16 protein-coding genes are annotated in these 17,152 nt (G+C 70.5%); 14 read left to right on the forward strand and 2 right to left on the reverse strand.

The annotated features are described in order from the left end of the window. Positions 1 to 191: 191 nt before the first annotated feature. From ABT342_RS24670 to ABT342_RS24715, 10 genes are all read left to right on the forward strand, one after another. Positions 192 to 941, forward strand: a complete 750-nt coding sequence (locus ABT342_RS24670; protein ID WP_351577810.1) for an enhanced serine sensitivity protein SseB — start codon at positions 192 to 194, stop codon at positions 939 to 941. Between the two features lie 164 nt (positions 942 to 1,105). Further along, positions 1,106 to 1,900, forward strand: a complete 795-nt coding sequence (locus ABT342_RS24675) for an enhanced serine sensitivity protein SseB C-terminal domain-containing protein (RefSeq protein WP_351577813.1) — start codon at positions 1,106 to 1,108, stop codon at positions 1,898 to 1,900. A gap of 551 nt (positions 1,901 to 2,451) precedes the next feature. Beyond that, positions 2,452 to 3,450 (forward strand): ABC transporter permease, encoded by a 999-nt coding sequence (locus ABT342_RS24680; protein WP_351577816.1) that lies wholly within the window; start codon positions 2,452 to 2,454, stop codon positions 3,448 to 3,450. 68 nt (positions 3,451 to 3,518) lie between these two features. Then, a complete protein-coding gene (locus tag ABT342_RS24685; protein WP_351577819.1) occupies positions 3,519 to 5,270 on the forward strand; it encodes an ABC transporter substrate-binding protein in 1,752 nt (583 codons plus the stop codon). 69 nt (positions 5,271 to 5,339) lie between these two features. Then, positions 5,340 to 6,347: an ABC transporter permease gene (locus tag ABT342_RS24690; RefSeq protein ID WP_351577822.1), complete on the forward strand. Its 1,008-nt coding sequence runs from the start codon at positions 5,340 to 5,342 to the stop codon at positions 6,345 to 6,347. After that, positions 6,344 to 7,459 (forward strand): ABC transporter ATP-binding protein, encoded by a 1,116-nt coding sequence (locus tag ABT342_RS24695; protein ID WP_351577825.1) that lies wholly within the window; start codon positions 6,344 to 6,346, stop codon positions 7,457 to 7,459. The genes ABT342_RS24690 and ABT342_RS24695 overlap by 4 nt, the downstream gene beginning before the upstream one ends. Continuing rightward, on the forward strand, positions 7,456 to 8,754 hold the full coding sequence (locus tag ABT342_RS24700) for an ABC transporter ATP-binding protein (RefSeq protein WP_351577827.1): 1,299 nt from the start codon (positions 7,456 to 7,458) through the stop codon (positions 8,752 to 8,754). Before ABT342_RS24695 ends, ABT342_RS24700 begins: the two co-directional genes overlap by 4 nt. A gap of 106 nt (positions 8,755 to 8,860) precedes the next feature. Further along, positions 8,861 to 9,520 (forward strand): trimeric intracellular cation channel family protein, encoded by a 660-nt coding sequence (locus ABT342_RS24705; protein ID WP_351577832.1) that lies wholly within the window; start codon positions 8,861 to 8,863, stop codon positions 9,518 to 9,520. A 59-nt stretch (positions 9,521 to 9,579) separates the two neighbouring features. Then, positions 9,580 to 10,440 carry a thioesterase family protein gene (locus ABT342_RS24710; RefSeq protein WP_351577835.1) on the forward strand — a complete coding sequence of 287 codons (861 nt, stop codon included), beginning with the start codon at positions 9,580 to 9,582 and terminating at the stop codon, positions 10,438 to 10,440. Between the two features lie 239 nt (positions 10,441 to 10,679). Next, positions 10,680 to 11,843, forward strand: coding sequence for a cysteine desulfurase family protein (locus ABT342_RS24715; protein WP_351577837.1), 1,164 nt, complete (start codon positions 10,680 to 10,682; stop codon positions 11,841 to 11,843). Here ABT342_RS24715 and ABT342_RS24720 read toward each other — a convergent pair. Next, complete coding sequence (locus tag ABT342_RS24720) at positions 11,836 to 12,534, reverse strand: N-acetylmuramoyl-L-alanine amidase (RefSeq protein WP_351577841.1); 699 nt, start codon at positions 12,532 to 12,534, stop codon at positions 11,836 to 11,838. The two genes, ABT342_RS24715 and ABT342_RS24720, sit on opposite strands and share 8 nt — an antisense overlap. A gap of 61 nt (positions 12,535 to 12,595) precedes the next feature. Between ABT342_RS24720 and mnmA the strand changes: the two genes are divergently transcribed. Continuing rightward, a complete protein-coding gene (gene mnmA / locus ABT342_RS24725; RefSeq protein ID WP_351577843.1) occupies positions 12,596 to 13,723 on the forward strand; it encodes a tRNA 2-thiouridine(34) synthase MnmA in 1,128 nt (375 codons plus the stop codon). Positions 13,724 to 13,807: 84 nt separating this feature from the next. Here the strand turns inward: mnmA and ABT342_RS24730 are convergent, their stop codons facing one another. Further along, a complete protein-coding gene (locus ABT342_RS24730) occupies positions 13,808 to 14,614 on the reverse strand; it encodes an alpha/beta fold hydrolase (RefSeq protein ID WP_351577845.1) in 807 nt (268 codons plus the stop codon). A gap of 271 nt (positions 14,615 to 14,885) precedes the next feature. Between ABT342_RS24730 and ABT342_RS24735 the strand changes: the two genes are divergently transcribed. Genes ABT342_RS24735 through ABT342_RS24745 form a run of 3 tightly spaced genes read left to right on the forward strand, consistent with a single transcriptional unit; the run spans position 14,886 to position 17,144 of the window. After that, positions 14,886 to 15,446, forward strand: coding sequence for an LOG family protein (locus tag ABT342_RS24735; RefSeq protein WP_351577847.1), 561 nt, complete (start codon positions 14,886 to 14,888; stop codon positions 15,444 to 15,446). 16 nt (positions 15,447 to 15,462) lie between these two features. After that, entirely contained in the window at positions 15,463 to 16,152 is a 690-nt protein-coding gene (locus ABT342_RS24740; RefSeq protein WP_351577849.1) for an SDR family oxidoreductase, read from the forward strand. Further along, positions 16,149 to 17,144: a methionine synthase gene (locus ABT342_RS24745; protein WP_351577851.1), complete on the forward strand. Its 996-nt coding sequence runs from the start codon at positions 16,149 to 16,151 to the stop codon at positions 17,142 to 17,144. The genes ABT342_RS24740 and ABT342_RS24745 overlap by 4 nt, the downstream gene beginning before the upstream one ends. Positions 17,145 to 17,152: the final 8 nt, after the last annotated feature.

Consider the following 17,152-nt stretch of genomic DNA (forward strand, 5'->3'; position numbering starts at 1 on the left):
GCGGGCGCGGTCGGCCCGGGGCGGCCGGCAGGCGAAGAGCCTGGCCGGGCGCTGCGGGTGTAGGGGCGGGCGGGGAGCAGCATCGATGTGCGGCTCCGCCGCGTGGCCGCCGCAGGCGCCCCCACCCCCGGTACCCTGCTGGCGCAGGACATCGTGGCCCGGCAGGGGCGGACGGGGAAGCAGGGATCGACGTGGACACGACATGGCCGGCCAATGAGCTCGAAGAGGTGCTGGCCGCTTCCGTCGGCAACCCCGCCGCCGGCGGCCGGCTGGTCGAAGTACTGGGCCGCAGCCACATCTGGGTGCCGCTGCCCAACGGCGGCGGACCGGACAGCCCCAGCCTCGACCTACCCACCATGGAGATCGACGGCGCCGCCTACGTCCCCGTCTTCAGCTCGCAGCAGCAGTTCCTCCAGTGCGTCGGCGACGCCGTCTCCGGCACCGTCGCCCCCGCGATCGACTTCGCCCGCGGCCTGCCCCCTCAGCTGGGCATCGCCGTGAACCCGGGCGGCGCCGTCGGCGTACCGCTGCCGCCGATCGCCGTCGCCGAGCTGTGCCGGGTGGGGCGCACGCCCCTGGACGGTCCCGCGACCGGGGGCCGGGTGCGGCTCTACGAGCCGGACTGGCAGGAGGAGCCGGTCGATTTCCTGGCCGCCGCGGCGGGCGAGTTCGAGTCGACCGGGATCGTCCAGACCGCCCGCCGGGTGCTCGCGAGCGTCGAGGGCGAGGCGCCCTCCCTGTTCATCGGCGTCCAGCTCTCCGACTGGGAGGGCCACCACCGCACGGCCCCGATGGACGCCCTGGGCCGGGCGCTCGGCCGGGTCCCCGTGAGCTGGCCCGTCAACCTGGTCCTGCTGGACGTCACACAGGACCCGGTCGGCGACTGGATGCTGAACCGGGTGCGCCCCTTCTACACCCGTCAGCACCCCGAGCACCCCTAGCACCACCTGCACCCCTGGCGCTCCCGGGCGGCACGCCTGGGTCGTCAAGGCAGTGTCAGTGAGGCCGCCTAAGCTGGTTTGATGACGTGGCCGCCGCGCTCGTCGTGTGTCAGGGCGCGGCGCAGGCGTATGGATCGGCGGATCGAAGAGGGGCGGGACCCACAGTGAGCGCGTCAGGCACCGCGGCGGCCGGGCAGGTCGAGCACATGCTGCGCCAGGTGACGCCCGGACGCTACGACGCGTACGAGGCGTTGCTCCACGCGCTCTGCGACCCGTCGGCAGGCCGGCTCTGGATGCTGCTCTGGCACGGCCAGGCCGGCTCCCCCGACGCCCAGTACGGAAACATGGAGGTGGACGGCCAGGTCTACGCCCCCTGTGTCACCTCCGCCCAGGAGCTCGCCGCCTCCGGCTGGACCCGGGCCCATGAAGTGGCCACCGGTGTGGACATCGCCCGCGCCCTCTTCCCCGACCGCTACGGAATCTGGCTCAACCCGCACGCCCCGGGCGGCGGCGTCGGCATCCCGTGGCTCGATCTGCGCCGTATCGCCACCGGCCTCGAGCGGATGCCCGCCGGACCGCTGCGGCTGACCGAACCGGCCGTCGAGATCCCGCAGTTCTACGCCCTCCTGACGCAGAACGCGCACCGCACCCCGGCCGTCCGTTCGCTGCGCAGAGCCTGGGTGCAGCCGGCGCTCGGTGCTCCCTATCTCGCCATCGGCCTCGATCTCTACGACACGGGTGCGCAGTCCGTCGACGCCGTGCGGGCGATGATGCGTCAGTCGATCGCGGCGGTCCCGGACGGACTCCCGGTCTCCACCGTCGCCATGTCCGACGAGTACGACCCGGTGACCATGTGGCTGCGGGCCAACGCCCGCCCCTTCTACGACCGCGAGGCACACGCCGCGCCGTCCCCGCAGCCGGGTTACGGCTACCCTCCCGCGGCTCCTCGCGCGTACTGACCGCGCCTCCCGCGTGTACTGAGCGCGCCCCCCCCCACACGTACTGACCGCGCCCCCACACGTACTGACCGCGCCCCCGCGCGTACTGACCGCGGCCCCTCGCGCGTGTACTGACCACGCCCTCCCCGCGTGTACCGACCGCAGCGCTGACCGGCTCCGATATGCGCCGATCAGCGCCGATGGTGAGTCCCCATCAGCGCCGATGGTCAGCCCCGATCGGAGCTGACCGGCCACTGAGACACGCTCCACACGTACCGGTCCGAAACGGACCAGTACCGACCGGTAAATGGCCGAATCTCTCCGCTCAGACTCCTGGCCCGTCCGGATAGCGGTAGCTGTCCGGTCGCATCACGGTTGAGCAAACATTCCCCGTCAGGTCTGGCGGGTGATCGCGAACCCGATGTTGACTCCCCGCTAACAAAGGTCCGTTTGCCCTTTGTTCGCGCATGAGTCTCGAGCATCCGCTTCGAGCACCAGCCAAGTGAGTCAGGCCGTTACCACGGCGGGTATGGGGGGCCGGCCACCGTCGGCCGAGAGGGGTCAGTGGCACTGTGACCGCACCGATCGAGACCACCGGAGCGGCAGCCGACGCGCAGCCGGAGGCAGTCCTCGCGGGGGCCAAACAGGGTCAGATCGAAGGCCGTTCACTCGGCCAGATCGCCTGGATGCGGTTCAAACGCGACAAACTCGCCGTCGCCGGAGGCGTCGTCGTCATCCTGCTCATCCTGGTCGCGGTGCTCTCCCGGCCGCTCCAGTCGCTCCTGGGCCTGGATCCGAACGCCTTCCAGCAGGACCTCATCGACCCCAACACCTCCCTCCCCAAGGGCGATTTCGGCGGAATGAGCTGGGACCACCTCCTCGGAGTGGACCCGAAGTTCGGCCGCGACATGCTCGCCCGCATCCTCGAGGGATCCTGGGTCTCGCTCGTGGTGGCCTTCGGCGCCACCGTCCTGTCGAACGTCATCGGAACCATCCTCGGGCTGGTCGCCGGCTACTACGGCGGCCGCGTGGACAGCGTCATCAGCCGGCTCATGGACACCTTCCTGGCGTTCCCGCTGCTCCTCTTCGCCATCGCCATCTCGGCGACACTGCAGGGCGGTGCCTTCGGACTTGAGGGCCTGCCGCTCCACATCAGCGTGCTGATCTTCGTCATCGGCTTCTTCAACTGGCCCTACATGGCCCGGATCGTGCGCGGCCAGACCCTTGCGCTGCGCGAGCGTGAGTTCATCGACGCCTCGCGCGGGATGGGGGCCCGCGGCCCGTACATCCTCTTCAAGGAGCTGCTGCCGAACCTGGTCGGGCCGATCATCGTGTACGCGACGCTGCTCATCCCCACCAACATCATCTTCGAGGCGTCGCTCAGCTTCCTCGGCGTCGGTATCCAGCCCCCGCAGGCTTCCTGGGGCGGAATGCTCAGGGAGGCGGTCACCTACTTCGAGGTCGACCCGCAGTTCATGATCGTCCCCGGCCTCGCGATCTTCATCACCGTACTGGCCTTCAACCTGCTCGGTGATGGCCTCCGGGACGCGCTCGACCCGCGCAGCCGCTGACGGCTGCGGGGACCTCCCGAGCCCGAGTCCCGATCAAGTTTCCGACAACGAAGGGGAACCAGACCATCATGCGAAGGTCAGCAGTGGCCGCACTCGCGGTCGTCAGCAGTGCGAGCCTGGTGCTCGCCGGCTGCAGCAAGGCGGAGGACAAGAACGGCGGCTCCGGCAAGGCCGCCGGCGCCAACGCCGCGACCAAGGACGTCGTCAACGTCTCGGACGCGAAGGGCGGCACGGTCACCTACGCGATGGCCGACGCCCCCGAGTCGTTCGACCCGGGCAACACGTACTACGCCTTCATCTACAACTTCAGCCGCCTCTACGCGCGTCCGCTGACGACCTTCAAGCCGGCCGCCGGCGAGAAGGGCAACGAGCTCGTCCCGGACCTCGCCGAGTCGATGGGTGTCCAGAGCAACGGCGGCAAGACCTGGACGTACAAGATCCGCAAGGGCGTCAAGTTCAGCGACGGCACCCCGGTCACCGCCAAGGACGTCAAGTACGCCGTCGAGCGCTCGAACTTCGCGCGCGAGGTGCACTCCAACGGCCCGAGCTACTTCCAGCAGCTCCTCCTGGACCCGGCCAAGTACAAGGGCCCGTACAAGGACAAGAGCGGCAAGGGCCTGGACTCCATCCAGACCCCGGACGACCACACCATCGTCTTCAACCTCAACAAGCCCTTCGCGGACTTCGACTACCTGGTCAGCGCCCCGCAGACCGCCCCGGTGCCGAAGGCCAAGGACACGGGCGCGACGTACACCAAGTCCGTCGTCTCCTCGGGCTCGTACAAGTTCGCGAGCTACGAGGAGGGCAAGCAGGTCACCCTCGTCCGCAACGAGCACTGGGACGCGAAGACCGACCCGCTGCGCAAGCAGTACCCGGACAAGATCGTCCTGAACCTGAAGGTCGCGCAGGCGACCATCGACAAGGACCTGATGGCCGGTGACATCATCGCCGACCTCGCCGGCCGCGGTGTCGACACCCAGACCCAGGCGCAGATCCTGGCCAAGGACGACCTGAAGGCCGCCACCGACAACGCGCTCGGCGGCCGCCTCGTCTACACGGCGATCGACACCAAGGTGAAGCCGTTCGACAACGTCGAGTGCCGCAAGGCCGTCCAGTACGCCATCGACAAGGTCTCGGTGCAGACCGCGATGGGCGGTCCGATCCGTGGTGAGATCGCCTCCACCGTGCTGCCGACGGACGTCAAGGGCTACGAGAAGTTCGACACCTACGCCACCCCGGGCAACAAGGGTGACGTCGCCAAGGCCAAGGCGGCCCTGAAGGCCTGCGGCAAGGAGAAGATCTCCACCTTCATCTCCGCCCGCAGCGACCGCCAGAGCGAGGTCGACGCCGCCACCGCGGTCATCGAGTCGCTGAAGAAGGTCGGCATCGAGGCCAAGATCAAGCAGTACCCGTCGAGCAAGTACTTCACGGACTACGCGGGCGTGCCGACGTTCACCCAGAAGGAGAATATCGGCCTGATCATGATGCAGTGGGGCTCCGACTGGCCGACCGGCTACGGCTACCTGCAGCAGATCGTGCACGGCAAGGCCATCGGCCAGTCCGGCAACACCAACCTCTCGCAGCTGAACGACCCGGTGGTCAACAAGCTCCTCGACGACGCCATCGCCAACCCCGACGAGGCGGCCCGCAACAAGGCCTACGCCGAGGTCGACAAGAAGGTCATGGACCAGGCGGCCATCGTCCCGCTGACGTACTTCAAGGTCCTGCTGTACCGCTCGCCGAACGGCACCAACATGGTGTCCACGGCCGCCTTCAGCGGTCAGTACGACTACCTCAACATCGGTACGACGAAGAAGTAGCCCCGGAAGGCAGGTGAAGGCATTGGTGCCCGCGGGCTTCCCGGCCCGCGGGCACCGGCGCCGGTCCTCGTGATCTCGTACATCATCCGGCGGACGATCGCAGCGGTGATCCTGCTGCTGGTCGTCTCCGCGGTCACCTTCGGCATCTTCTTCATCCTGCCGAAGCTGGCCGGCCAGACCGCCGATCAGCTGGCCCAGCAGTACATCGGCAAGAACCCCACGCCCGCCGACATCGCGGCGGTCAAGGAGAACCTGGGACTCGACCAGCCGGTCTACCTCCAGTACTGGGACTTCATCAAGGGGATCGTCACCGGCGCCACCTATGACATGGGCCCCACCAGCGAGCGCTGCGACGCGCCCTGCTTCGGCTACTCCTTCAAGACCCACGAAGAGGTCTGGCCGCACCTGATGAACCGGCTGCCGGTCACCCTCTCCCTCGCGGTCGGCGCCGCCGTGCTCTGGCTGGTCTCCGGCATCATCGTCGGCGTGATCTCCGCGCTGCGGCCGGGATCCTTCTTCGACCGGGCCACCATGGGCGGCGCGCTCGCCGGTGTCTCGCTGCCGATCTTCTTCACCGGCCAGCTCTTCCTGCTGCTCTTCAGCTACAAGCTGGAGATCTTCGGCCGGACGTATGTGCCGTTCGCCGAGAACCCCTCGCAGTGGGCCAACACGCTCTTCCTGCCGTGGTGTTCGCTCGCCCTGCTCTACGCGGCGATCTACGCCAGGCTCACCCGCTCCGGGATGCTGGAGACGATGAACGAGGACTTCATCCGCACCGCGCGGGCCAAGGGGCTGCGCGAGCGCAAGGTCGTCACCAAGCACGGCCTGCGGGCCGCGCTCACGCCGATCGTCACCGTCTTCGGCATGGACATCGGCCTGCTGCTCGGCGGTGCGGTGATCACCGAGCAGGTGTACTCGCTGCACGGCATCGGCGAGTACGCGGTGAAGGCGATCACGGACAACGACCTGCCGCCGATCCTCGGAGTCACCCTCCTCGCGGCGTTCTTCGTCGTCTTCCTCAACCTCGTGGTTGACCTTCTGTACGCCGTCGTCGACCCGCGGGTGAGGCTGTCATGAGCGAACTGTCCAAGACCGGCGCGGCGGTCGGTGAGCCGACCGCCTCTTCCGGGGACTCCGCCTCGCAGCGGGCGTTCCTCGAGGTGCGCGACCTCAAGGTCCACTTCCCGACCGACGACGGCCTGGTCAAGTCCGTCGACGGGCTCAGCTTCGAGCTGGAGAAGGGCAAGACCCTGGGCGTGGTCGGTGAGTCCGGCTCCGGCAAGTCGGTGACCTCGCTCGCGATCATGGGCCTGCACCGGCTCGGCGCCCGCGGCAAGAACGTGCGGATGTCGGGCGAGATCTGGCTCGACGGCAAGGAGCTCGTGGGCGCGGACCCCGACGAGGTGCGCCGGCTGCGCGGCCGCGACATGGCGATGATCTTCCAGGATCCGCTCTCCGCGATGCACCCGTACTACACCGTGGGCAGCCAGATCGTGGAGGCGTACCGCGTCCACAACGACGTGACCAAGAAGGTGGCGCGCAAGCGCGCGGTCGAGCTGCTCGACCGGGTCGGCATCCCCGAGCCCGCCAAGCGCGTGGACGCGTACCCGCACGAGTTCTCCGGCGGTATGCGCCAGCGCGCGATGATCGCGATGTCGCTGGTCAACAACCCGGAACTGCTCATCGCCGACGAGCCGACGACCGCGCTGGACGTGACCGTCCAGGCGCAGATCCTCGACCTGATGCGGGATCTGCAGAAGGAGTTCGGCTCGGCGGTCATCATCATCACCCACGACCTGGGCGTCGTCGCGGAGATCGCCGACGACATCCTGGTGATGTACGGCGGGCGGTGCGTGGAGCGCGGCCCGGTCGACAAGATCTTCTACGAGCCCCAGCACCCGTACACCTGGGGTCTGCTGGGCTCGATGCCGCGCATCGACCGGGACCAGACCGACCGGCTCATCCCGGTCAAGGGACAGCCGCCGTCCCTGATCAACGTGCCGAGCGGCTGCGCCTTCAACCCGCGCTGCCCGTACGCGGACGTGCCCAAGGGCGGGGTCACCCGCACCGAACGACCGGAGCTGCGCGCGGTGGGCGGCGGCGGGGGCTCCGGCCACTTCTCCGCCTGCCACATGTCGCAGGAGGAGCGGGCCCGGATCTGGACCGAAGAGATTGCGCCGAAGCTGTGAGCGAAACGAAGAATTCGAATTCACATTCAGAATCGTCGGACTCGTCGGAGTCGCCGCTGCTCAAGGTCGAAGGTCTGGTCAAGCACTTCCCCATCAAGAAGGGGCTGTTGCAGCGCCAGACCGGCGCCGTGAAGGCGGTCGACGGCATCGACTTCGATGTACGCCGCGGTGAGACGCTGGGCGTCGTCGGCGAGTCGGGCTGCGGCAAGTCGACCATGGGCCGGCTGATCACACGGCTGCTCGAACCGACCGGCGGCAAGGTCGAGTTCGAGGGCAAGGACATCACGCACCTGAGCACCGGCGGAATGCGGCCGATGCGCAGGGACATCCAGATGATCTTCCAGGACCCGTACGGCTCGCTGAACCCGAGGCACACGATCGGCTCGATCGTGGCCGCTCCCTTCCGGCTGCAGGGCGTCGAGCCGGAGGGCGGGGTCAAGGGCGAGGTGCAGCGGCTGCTGGAGCTGGTGGGCCTGAGCCCCGAGCACTACAACCGCTACCCGCACGAGTTCTCCGGCGGCCAGCGCCAGCGCATCGGCATCGCCCGCGCGCTCGCCCTGAAGCCGAAGCTGGTCGTCGCCGACGAGCCGGTGTCGGCGCTCGACGTGTCGATCCAGGCGCAGGTCGTGAACCTGCTGGACGACCTCCAGGACGAGCTCGGACTGACGTACGTGATCATCGCGCACGACCTGTCCGTGATCCGGCACGTCTCGGACCGGATCGCCGTGATGTACCTCGGCAAGATCGTGGAGCTGGCGGACCGCACGTCGCTGTACGAGTCGCCGATGCACCCGTACACGAAGGCCCTGCTCTCGGCGGTGCCGGTGCCGGACCCGAGGCGACGGGGCGCGGAGAGCGAACGCATCCTGCTGAAGGGTGACGTGCCGTCGCCGATCTCCCCGCCGAGCGGGTGCCGCTTCCACACGCGGTGCTGGAAGGCGACCGAGATCTGCGGCACCCAGGAGCCGCCGCTGCTGTCCCTGCGCCCCGGCCACCAGGTCGCCTGCCACCACCCGGAGTCCGCGGCCGACCAGGCGCCGGACGACATCTCGCTGCCGTCGGCGCGCCAGGCGATCGAGATCGTGGACGTGACGAAGGCGGAGACGGCGTCGGCGTCGGGTTCGGAGTCGGAAACGGCGTCGGATGCGGAGTCGGCGTCGGAGGTGGCTGCGGATTCGGGTTCGGGTCCGGATTCGGGTTCGGGTCCGGTCGCTCCGGAGCCCCGGGAGCCGGGCTCCTCGGAGCCGGCTGAGGCGTCGGTCGCTTCGGAGCCCCAGGAGCCGGAGAAGCACTGAGCGCTGAGCACGGACACACCCCGACGGGCCCGACCGGTATCCACCGGCCGGGCCCGTGGCGGCTGGGCGGGCGGGACCCGGTGCGTCGAGGCGGCACAATTGTGCGGTGCTCCACGAATTGTTCACGCCCTCCGTCCAGCATGCGCTCGACCTCGTCGGGATCTTCGTCTTCGCCATCTCCGGCGCGCTCCTCGCCGTACGCAAGAACTTCGACGTGTTCGGCATCGCCGTCCTCGCCGAGGTCACGGCGCTGGGCGGTGGGCTGTTCCGGGACCTGATCATCGGAGCCGTACCGCCGGCCGCGTTCACGGATCTCGGGTACTTCCTGATGCCGCTGGTCGCGGCCACTCTGGTCTTCTTCCTGCACCCCGAAGTCGAGCGCATTCAGGGCTCGGTCAACACCTTCGACGCGGCGGGCCTGGGCCTCTTCTGCGTGACCGGGACGACCAAGGCGTACGAGTACGGCCTCGGCCTGACCGCCTCCGCCGCGCTCGGCCTCGCCACCGCCGTGGGTGGCGGTGTGCTCCGTGACGTACTCGCCAACGAGGTGCCGTCGCTGCTGCGCTGGGACCGTGACCTGTACGCCGTGCCCGCGATGGTCGGCGCGACCATGGTCGTCCTCTGCATCCGCTTCGACGCGCTGAACGCGTTCACCAGCGGGCTCGCCGTCGTGACGGCGTTCGTGCTGCGCCTGCTCGCGATGCGCTTCCACTGGCGGGCGCCACGCGCCTGGAACCGCCGCTCGGCCGCCGCCGAGGAAGCGTGATCCACAGCCGACGAAGGGAAAAGCTACCGCTTAGTAGTTGCCTGCTGTACGGTTCAGCTATGTCACAGGTGGCACAGGCCCTCATCGGCGACAGCGAATTCGACCGCGACACCGCAGTCGCCCTCCGCGCCCCCGGCGTACCCGGCGTCTACGACACGGAGCTCTCGGCCGGCTGGACGATCATCAGCGCCGTCAACGGCGGATACCTGCTGGCGCTGCTCGGCCGCGCCCTCGGGGACGCGCTTCCGCACCCCGACCCCTTCACCATCTCGGGGCACTACCTCAGCCCGTCCACGCCCGGCCCCGCGGTGATCCGTACCGAGATCATCCGCACCGGACGCACCCTCTCGACCGGACAGGCCTCCCTCTTCCAGTACGCCGACGACGGCACCGAGGTCGAGCGCATCCGGGTCCTCGCCACCTACGGCGACCTGGGCGCACTGCCCGACGACGTCCGTACGAGCGTCCGCCCGCCCGCCATTCCGGCGTACGAGCACTGCCTGGGCCCGAACGACGGCCCCGCGCCCATCCCGGGCGACTCCTCGCTGCTGGAGCGGCTGGAGATCAGGCTCGACCCGGCAACCGTCGGCTGGGCGGTCGGCGCGCCGTCCGGCAAGGGCGAGATGCGCGGCTGGTTCGGCCTCGCCGACGGCCGTGACGCCGACGCGCTCTCCCTGCTGCTCACGGTGGACGCGATGCCGCCGACCGCGTTCGAGCTGGGCCTCAAGGGCTGGACCCCGACCGTCGAACTCACCACCCACATCCGCTGCCGCCCCGCCCCGGGCCCGCTGCGCGTCTCCATCACCACCCGCAACCTCGCGGGCGGCTTCCTGGAGGAGGACGCCGAGGTCTGGGACAGCGCGGACCGCCTGGTCGCCCAGTCCCGCCAACTGGCGAAGGTGCCGCTGGGCCACGGCTAGGGCCTGCGCTCCAGTCTCGCTGGGCCCCCATGCCCGCTGGGCATAGGGGGAGTAGGGGGGAGTTTGCGGCGCGGGGTCCGGGGCGGAGCCCCGGAATCCAGCCCCGCCGGCGTTTGAGGCGCGGGGGTTCGGGGGCGGAGCCCCCGTGAACGAGAGAAGGGGCGGGGCGGGGAGAGAAGCCCGCCACCCGCCCCGGCGGCCAGAGCCCCCACCCCCCGGCTCGTAGAATCGTGGGCACCATGGCTTACCTCGACCACGCCGCGACCACTCCGATGCTGCCGGAGGCGATCGAGGCGATGACCGCCCAGCTCGCCGTCACCGGCAACGCCTCCTCGTTGCACGCCGCGGGCCGCCGGGCCCGCCGTACCGTCGAGGAGGCCCGCGAGACCCTCGCCGAGGCGCTCGGCGCGCGTCCCAGCGAGGTCGTGCTCACCTCCGGTGGCACCGAGGCCGACAACCTCGCCGTGAAGGGCCTCTATTGGGCGCGCCGGGACGCCGACCCGCGCCGCACGCGCGTTCTCGCCAGCCCCGTCGAACACCACGCCGTCCTCGACGCCGTGCACTGGCTCGGTGAGCACGAGGGCGCGAACGTCGAGTACCTGCCGGTCGACGCGTACGGGCGCGTGGACCCCGAGACCCTGCGCGAGGCGATCGCGCGCGACCCCGACGACGTGGCGTTCGCCACCGTGATGTGGGCCAACAACGAGATCGGCACCGTCATGCCGGTCCGGGAACTGGCCGAGACCGCCGCCGAGTTCGGCGTCCCGCTGCACTCCGACGCGGTCCAGGCCTTCGGGCAGCTCGATGTCGGCTTCGCCGCCTCCGGCCTCGCCGCGATGACGGTGAGCAGCCACAAGATCGGCGGCCCCTACGGCATCGGCGCGCTGCTCCTAGGCCGCGAGTACAGCCCGGTGCCCGTCCTGCACGGCGGCGGCCAGGAGCGGCACGTACGCTCCGGAACCCTCGACGTGCCCGCCGTCGCGTCCTTCGCCGTGGCCGGTCGGCTCGCCACCGAGCGGCGGACCGACTTCGCCCGCGAGATCGGCGGCCTGCGGGACCGCCTGGTCGATGCGGTACGTACGGCCGTACCCGACGCGATCCTCGGAGGCGACCCCAAGGACCGGCTCCCGGCCAACGCCCACTTCAGCTTCCCCGGCTGCGAAGGCGACTCCCTCCTGCTGCTGCTCGACGCCCAGGGCATCGCGTGCTCCACCGGTTCGGCGTGCACGGCAGGCATCGCTCAGCCCAGCCATGTGCTGCTGGCGACCGGAGCCGACCCGGACCTGGCGCGCGGCACGCTCCGCTTCAGCCTCGGCCACACCTCCACCGAGGCGGACGTCGAGGCCGTCGCGAAGGCCATCGGCCCGGCGGTCGAGCGGGCCCGTACCGCAGGACTCAGCTAGCCCGCGTCGTCTTCGGCGCGGGGGCGGCCGCGGCCTCGCGCACCAGCGGTATGTACCGGTCCCAGTCCCAGTGCGGGCCGGGGTCGGTGTGGTCGGTCCCCGGCACCTCGACGTGGCCGATGATGTGCTCCCGGTCCACCGGGAGCCCGTACCGCTCGCATATCCCGGCCGTCAGCCGGGCCGACGCCGCGTACATCGCGTCGGTGAAGCCCTCGGGCCGGTCCACGAACCCCTCGTGCTCGATGCCGATGCTCCGCTCGTTCATGTCCCGGCTGCCGGCGTGGAAGGCGACGTCGAGCTCACGGATCATCTGGGCGACGTGCCCGTCCTTGCGTACGACGTAGTGCGTGGCCGCGCCGTGCCCCGGGTCTTTGAAGACCTTCAGGGCCGTCGGGTAGCTGCCCTGGACGACATGGATCACGACCCGGTCGATGGTGAAGTCGTCGGGCCGGTCCGCACGCCGCCAGTTCGCGCGGGAGGCCGCCGTCCACTCCGCGCCCACGTGGTCCAGCTCACCCTCCACGCGCTTCTTCTCTGTACCCGGCAGCCGCCACCAGGCACGCCGAAGCTCGTCGCGGGCCGCCACGCCACCGCCGACGATCAACGCCCCGGCCCCGATCAGCACACCCCGCCGGCCGAGGCCGCTCCGCCCTTGTCTGCCGCCACCATGTTTACCGCCCTCACGCCCCATGCCCCTCAGAACGTTTACTCACGAGCCTTCGGTTCCCGCCGCCCCGTACCCTGGTAGAGCTATGACTCAGACTCCCCAGCGCCCTCTCCGTGTCCTCGCCGCCATGTCCGGCGGTGTCGACTCCGCCGTCGCCGCCGCCCGCGCCGCCGAAGCCGGGCACGATGTCACCGGGGTGCACCTGGCGCTCTCGGCGAACCCGCAGTCCTTCCGCACCGGCGCGCGCGGCTGCTGCACCATCGAGGACTCGCGCGACGCCCGCCGCGCCGCCGACGTCATCGGCATCCCCTTCTACGTCTGGGACCTCGCCGAGCGCTTCCGTGAGGACGTCGTCGAGGACTTCATCGCGGAGTACGAGGCCGGGCGTACCCCGAACCCGTGCCTGCGCTGCAACGAGAAGATCAAATTCGCGGCGCTGCTGGACAAGGCGCTGGCGCTGGGCTTCGACGCGGTGTGCACGGGCCACTACGCGACGGTGGTCGTCGGCGAGGACGGCACCCGCGAGCTGCACCGCGCCTCGGACATGGCCAAGGACCAGTCGTACGTCCTCGGGGTCCTGGACGAGAAGCAGCTCGCCCACGCGATGTTCCCGCTCGGCGACACCCTCACCACCAAGGACGAGATCCGCGCGGAGGCGGAGCGGCGCGGTCTCGCCGTCGCGAAGAAGCCCGACAGCCACGACATCTGCTTCATCGCCGACGGGGACACCCAGGGCTTCCTGGCCTCCCGGCTGGGCAAGGCGGAGGGCGACATCGTCGACGAGTCCGGCGCGAAGCTGGGCAGCCACGACGGCGCGTTCGGCTTCACCATCGGCCAGCGCAAGGGCTTGCGCATCGGTCACCCCGCCCCGGACGGCAAGCCGCGCTACGTCCTGGACATCTCGCCCGTCAACAACACGGTGACGGTGGGCCCGGTCGAGGCCCTCGACGTCACCGCCCTCACCGCCATCAAGCCCCGCTGGTGCGGAACGGCACCCTCCGGTCCGGGTACGTACACGGCCCAGCTGCGCGCCCACGGCGGCGAGACGACCGTCTCGGCCGAACTGATCGACGGCTCGGAGCTGCGCGTGACCTTCACGGAGCCGGTGCGCGGTGTGGCTCCCGGGCAGGCGATCGTGCTGTACGACGGCACGCGCGTGGTCGGCTCGGCGACGATCGCGACCACGACGCGGCGCGTGACCGCGGACGTCTGACACGTTGCCCCGGCTTCCCTGGCCTCCCCGGCTTTTCCGGCTTTTCTGGCCTCTCTGGCCGTGGTTCGTGGGGCAGCGGGGCGCTCACGCCGCGAAGTAGTCCTCCAGGACCGGCGCCAGCACATGCGGGGCCACGTCGTGGGTCTGGCCCGTCAGGGTGCGGTGGCGGCCCCGTGGCAGGGCCTCGGAGATCGCGCGGACCGTGTCCCGCTGCCAACGGGGGCTGGCCCCGCCGTCGACGACCATCACCCGCGCGCTGATCCGACGAAGGCGCTTCGTCGGTACCCGGGCGTCGCCCAGCACGGCATGGTCGTACGCCAGTGTGTGGGCGAGGGACTCCAGCTCGCCCCAGAGGGGGGAGTGCCGCAGCTGGGCGAGTGTCGCGGGCGGCATGGCGTCGGCCAGGAACAGCTCCAGGGCCTCCGCGCGGCGGTCATCGGCGATGAGACCGTCCAGGCGCGCCCGGTGGGCGGCGTTCGCGCTCCGGCCGGCCCGGTCGGTCAGGAACGGCGGCTCGTACACGGACAGTTGAGGTATCGGAAGCCCGTCCGCCGCCGCCTTCAGGACGAGCGCCCCGCCCGAGGACATGCCGTGGACGGACGCGCTGCCGCCCGCTGCCTCGATGAGGGCGGCGAGGTCCTCGATCTCCCGTTCCACGGCGTAGGGCGCGGTGTCACCGCTGGCGCCGCGACCCCGGCGGTCGTAGGTCAGCACCGCGAACCGGTGCGCGAGCAGCGTGGCGAGCGGGGCCTCGTTCGCGGCCGTACAGAGCGCGCCGCCCACCAGGATGACGGGCGGCCCGTCCCCCTGGCGCTCGTACGCGATGACGGTGCCGTCCGCCGAAACCGCCGTTCCCCGGGTCCTGCTCAGCGTGCCGCTCAGGTTGTCCATGTACGGGAGACCGGGGGTGCGTCGTGAACTCATCGGTGGTGGACGGGATTTCGGGAGAAATCTTGGGCGGGGCGGCTGCGGGGCGCCCGGCCAGGACCTGGGGCCCGCCGGGAACCCCGGTCGGCGGCGGGGCGGTCGGCCGGGGGGCCGGTCGTCGACGGTGGTCCGTACCGTGGGCCGGTTGTCAGTGGTGGCCGTACCGTGGGGCCGGTCGTCGATGGTGGCCCGTACCGCGGGGCCGGTTGTCAGTGGCGGCCCGTAGCGTGGGCGCATGAACATCTGTGTCTTCCTCTCCGCCGCCGACCTCGACGAGCGCTACACCCGCCCGGCCCGTGAATTCGCCGAGCTGCTGGGCAAGGGCGGCCACGCCCTGGTGTGGGGCGGGTCGGACGTCGGTCTGATGAAGGTCGTCGCCGACGGCGCGCAGGAGGCGGGTGGACGTCTGATAGGTGTCTCGGTGGAGTTCCTGGCGCACAAGGCCAGGCCCGGCGCCGACGAGCTGGTGATCGCGCGCGACCTCGCCGAGCGCAAGGCGCTGCTGCTGGAGAAGTCGGACGCGATCGTGATCATGGTCGGGGGCATGGGCACGCTCGACGAGGCCGCCGAGATCCTGGAGCTGAAGAAGCACGGCCACCACACCAAGCCGGTGGTGCTGCTCAACACGGCGGGGTTCTACGACGGGCTGAAGCAGCAGTTCCGGCGCATGGAGGACGAGGGCTTCCTGCCGATACCCCTGACCGACCTGGTGTTCTTCGCCGAGGACGGCGTCGCCGCGCTCGCCTACCTGGAAGCCGCGACATCGGCTGCCGCCTCGGGTCCCGGCACGCCGTAGTGCGAATATTGCAGGCATGGCTACCCACCTGATCACCGGAGCGGGCTCCGGCATCGGCGCGGCCGTCGCGCGCCGGCTGCACGAGCGGGGCGACGAGCTCGTGCTGCTCGCCCGCGACGCCGGCCGCGCCAAGGAGCTCGCCGCGGCCTATCCGGGCTCCCGCACGCTCGTCGGCGACCTCGCCGTGCCCGATCGGCTCTCCTGGGCCTTCGCCCATCAGGCGATGCCCGAGCGGCTCGACTCGCTGCTGCACATCGCGGGCATCGTCGACCTGGGCCCGATCGGCGAGCTGACGCCGAAGACCTGGCACGCCCAGCTCAATGTGAACCTGGTGGCGCCGGCCGAGCTGACCCGGCTGATGCTGCCCCAATTGCGGGTCTCCCAGGGCACGGTGATCTTCGTGAACTCGGGGGCTGGTCTCAACGCCCATGCCGAGTGGGGTGCGTACGCCGCCTCCAAGCACGGGCTCAAGGCCCTCGCCGACTCGCTGCGCCACGAGGAGAAGCCGAACGGCGTCCGGGTCACCTCCGTCTACCCGGGGCGCACGGCAAGCCCCATGCAGGCGAAGGTGCACCAGCAGGAGGGCAAGGAGTACGACGCGTCGAGGTGGATCGACCCGGAGTCGGTCGCGACGACGATCCTCACCGCGCTCGATCTGCCGCGTGACGCCGAGATCAATGATCTGACGGTGCGGCCGGGGCGATGAGCGACATCCTGTGGGGCCCCGCGACCGGGGTCGGATCCATGCCCGGCGGCGACGCGCGCGAGGCCGCCAAGACCGTCACGGGATCCTTCGAGGACTTCCCGTATCTGCCGGAGCTGCCGGCCCGGGGCCCCGGCGCCGACATGATCGGGCGGACCATCGGGCTGCTGGTCGAGATGTACGCGCACGTGGAGCCCAGCGGCTGGCGCGTCAGCGACCGGCCGGGGCGCGACACCCGGCGGGCCAGGTCCTGGCTGGGGGAGGACCTCGACGCGCTGGAGGAGTTCACCCAGGGGTACGAGGGGCCGCTGAAGATCCAGGCCGTCGGGCCCTGGACCCTCGCCGCCGCCCTGGAGCTCAGGAACGGCGAGGCGGCCCTGGGCGACCCCGGCGCCTGCCGGGACCTCGCGGGCTCGCTCGCCGAGGGGCTGCGCACGCATCTCGCGGACGTACGCCGCCGGGTGCCGGGCGCCCAGGTGCTGGTGCAGCTCGACGAGCCCTCCCTCACGGCGGTCCTGCGCGGCCAGGTCCACACGGCCAGCGGGTACCGGACGCACCGGGCGGTGGACCGGCAGGTCGTCGAGAGCGCGCTGCGGGACGTGATGGCCGCCGCCGACGGGCCGGTGACCGTCCACTCCTGCGCGCCGGACGTGCCGTTCGCGCTGCTGCGCCGGGCCGGGGCCGAAGGCGTCTCGTTCGATTTCGGTCTGCTCACCGAGCGTGATGAAGAGGCGATCGGCGAGGCGGTGGAAGGCGGCACGAAGCTGTTCGCGGGAGTCGTGGCCTCCACCGACGGCCCATTGTCGGACCCTGCCGGTAGCGTCATGGGTGTCAGGACGCTGTGGCGCAGGCTGGGGCTGAATCCGGGGACTCTCGCCGAGTCCGTGGTGATCACCCCGACGTGCGGTCTGGCGGGTGCTTCGCCCGCGTATGCCCGCGCGGCGCTCGCGCACTGCGTCAGAGCGGCGAGATCGCTCGCGGACAACCCTGAGTAACGGAGGAC

The organism is Streptomyces sp. NPDC000410, assembly GCF_040300305.1.
Taxonomy (GTDB): Bacteria; Actinomycetota; Actinomycetes; order Streptomycetales; family Streptomycetaceae; genus Streptomyces.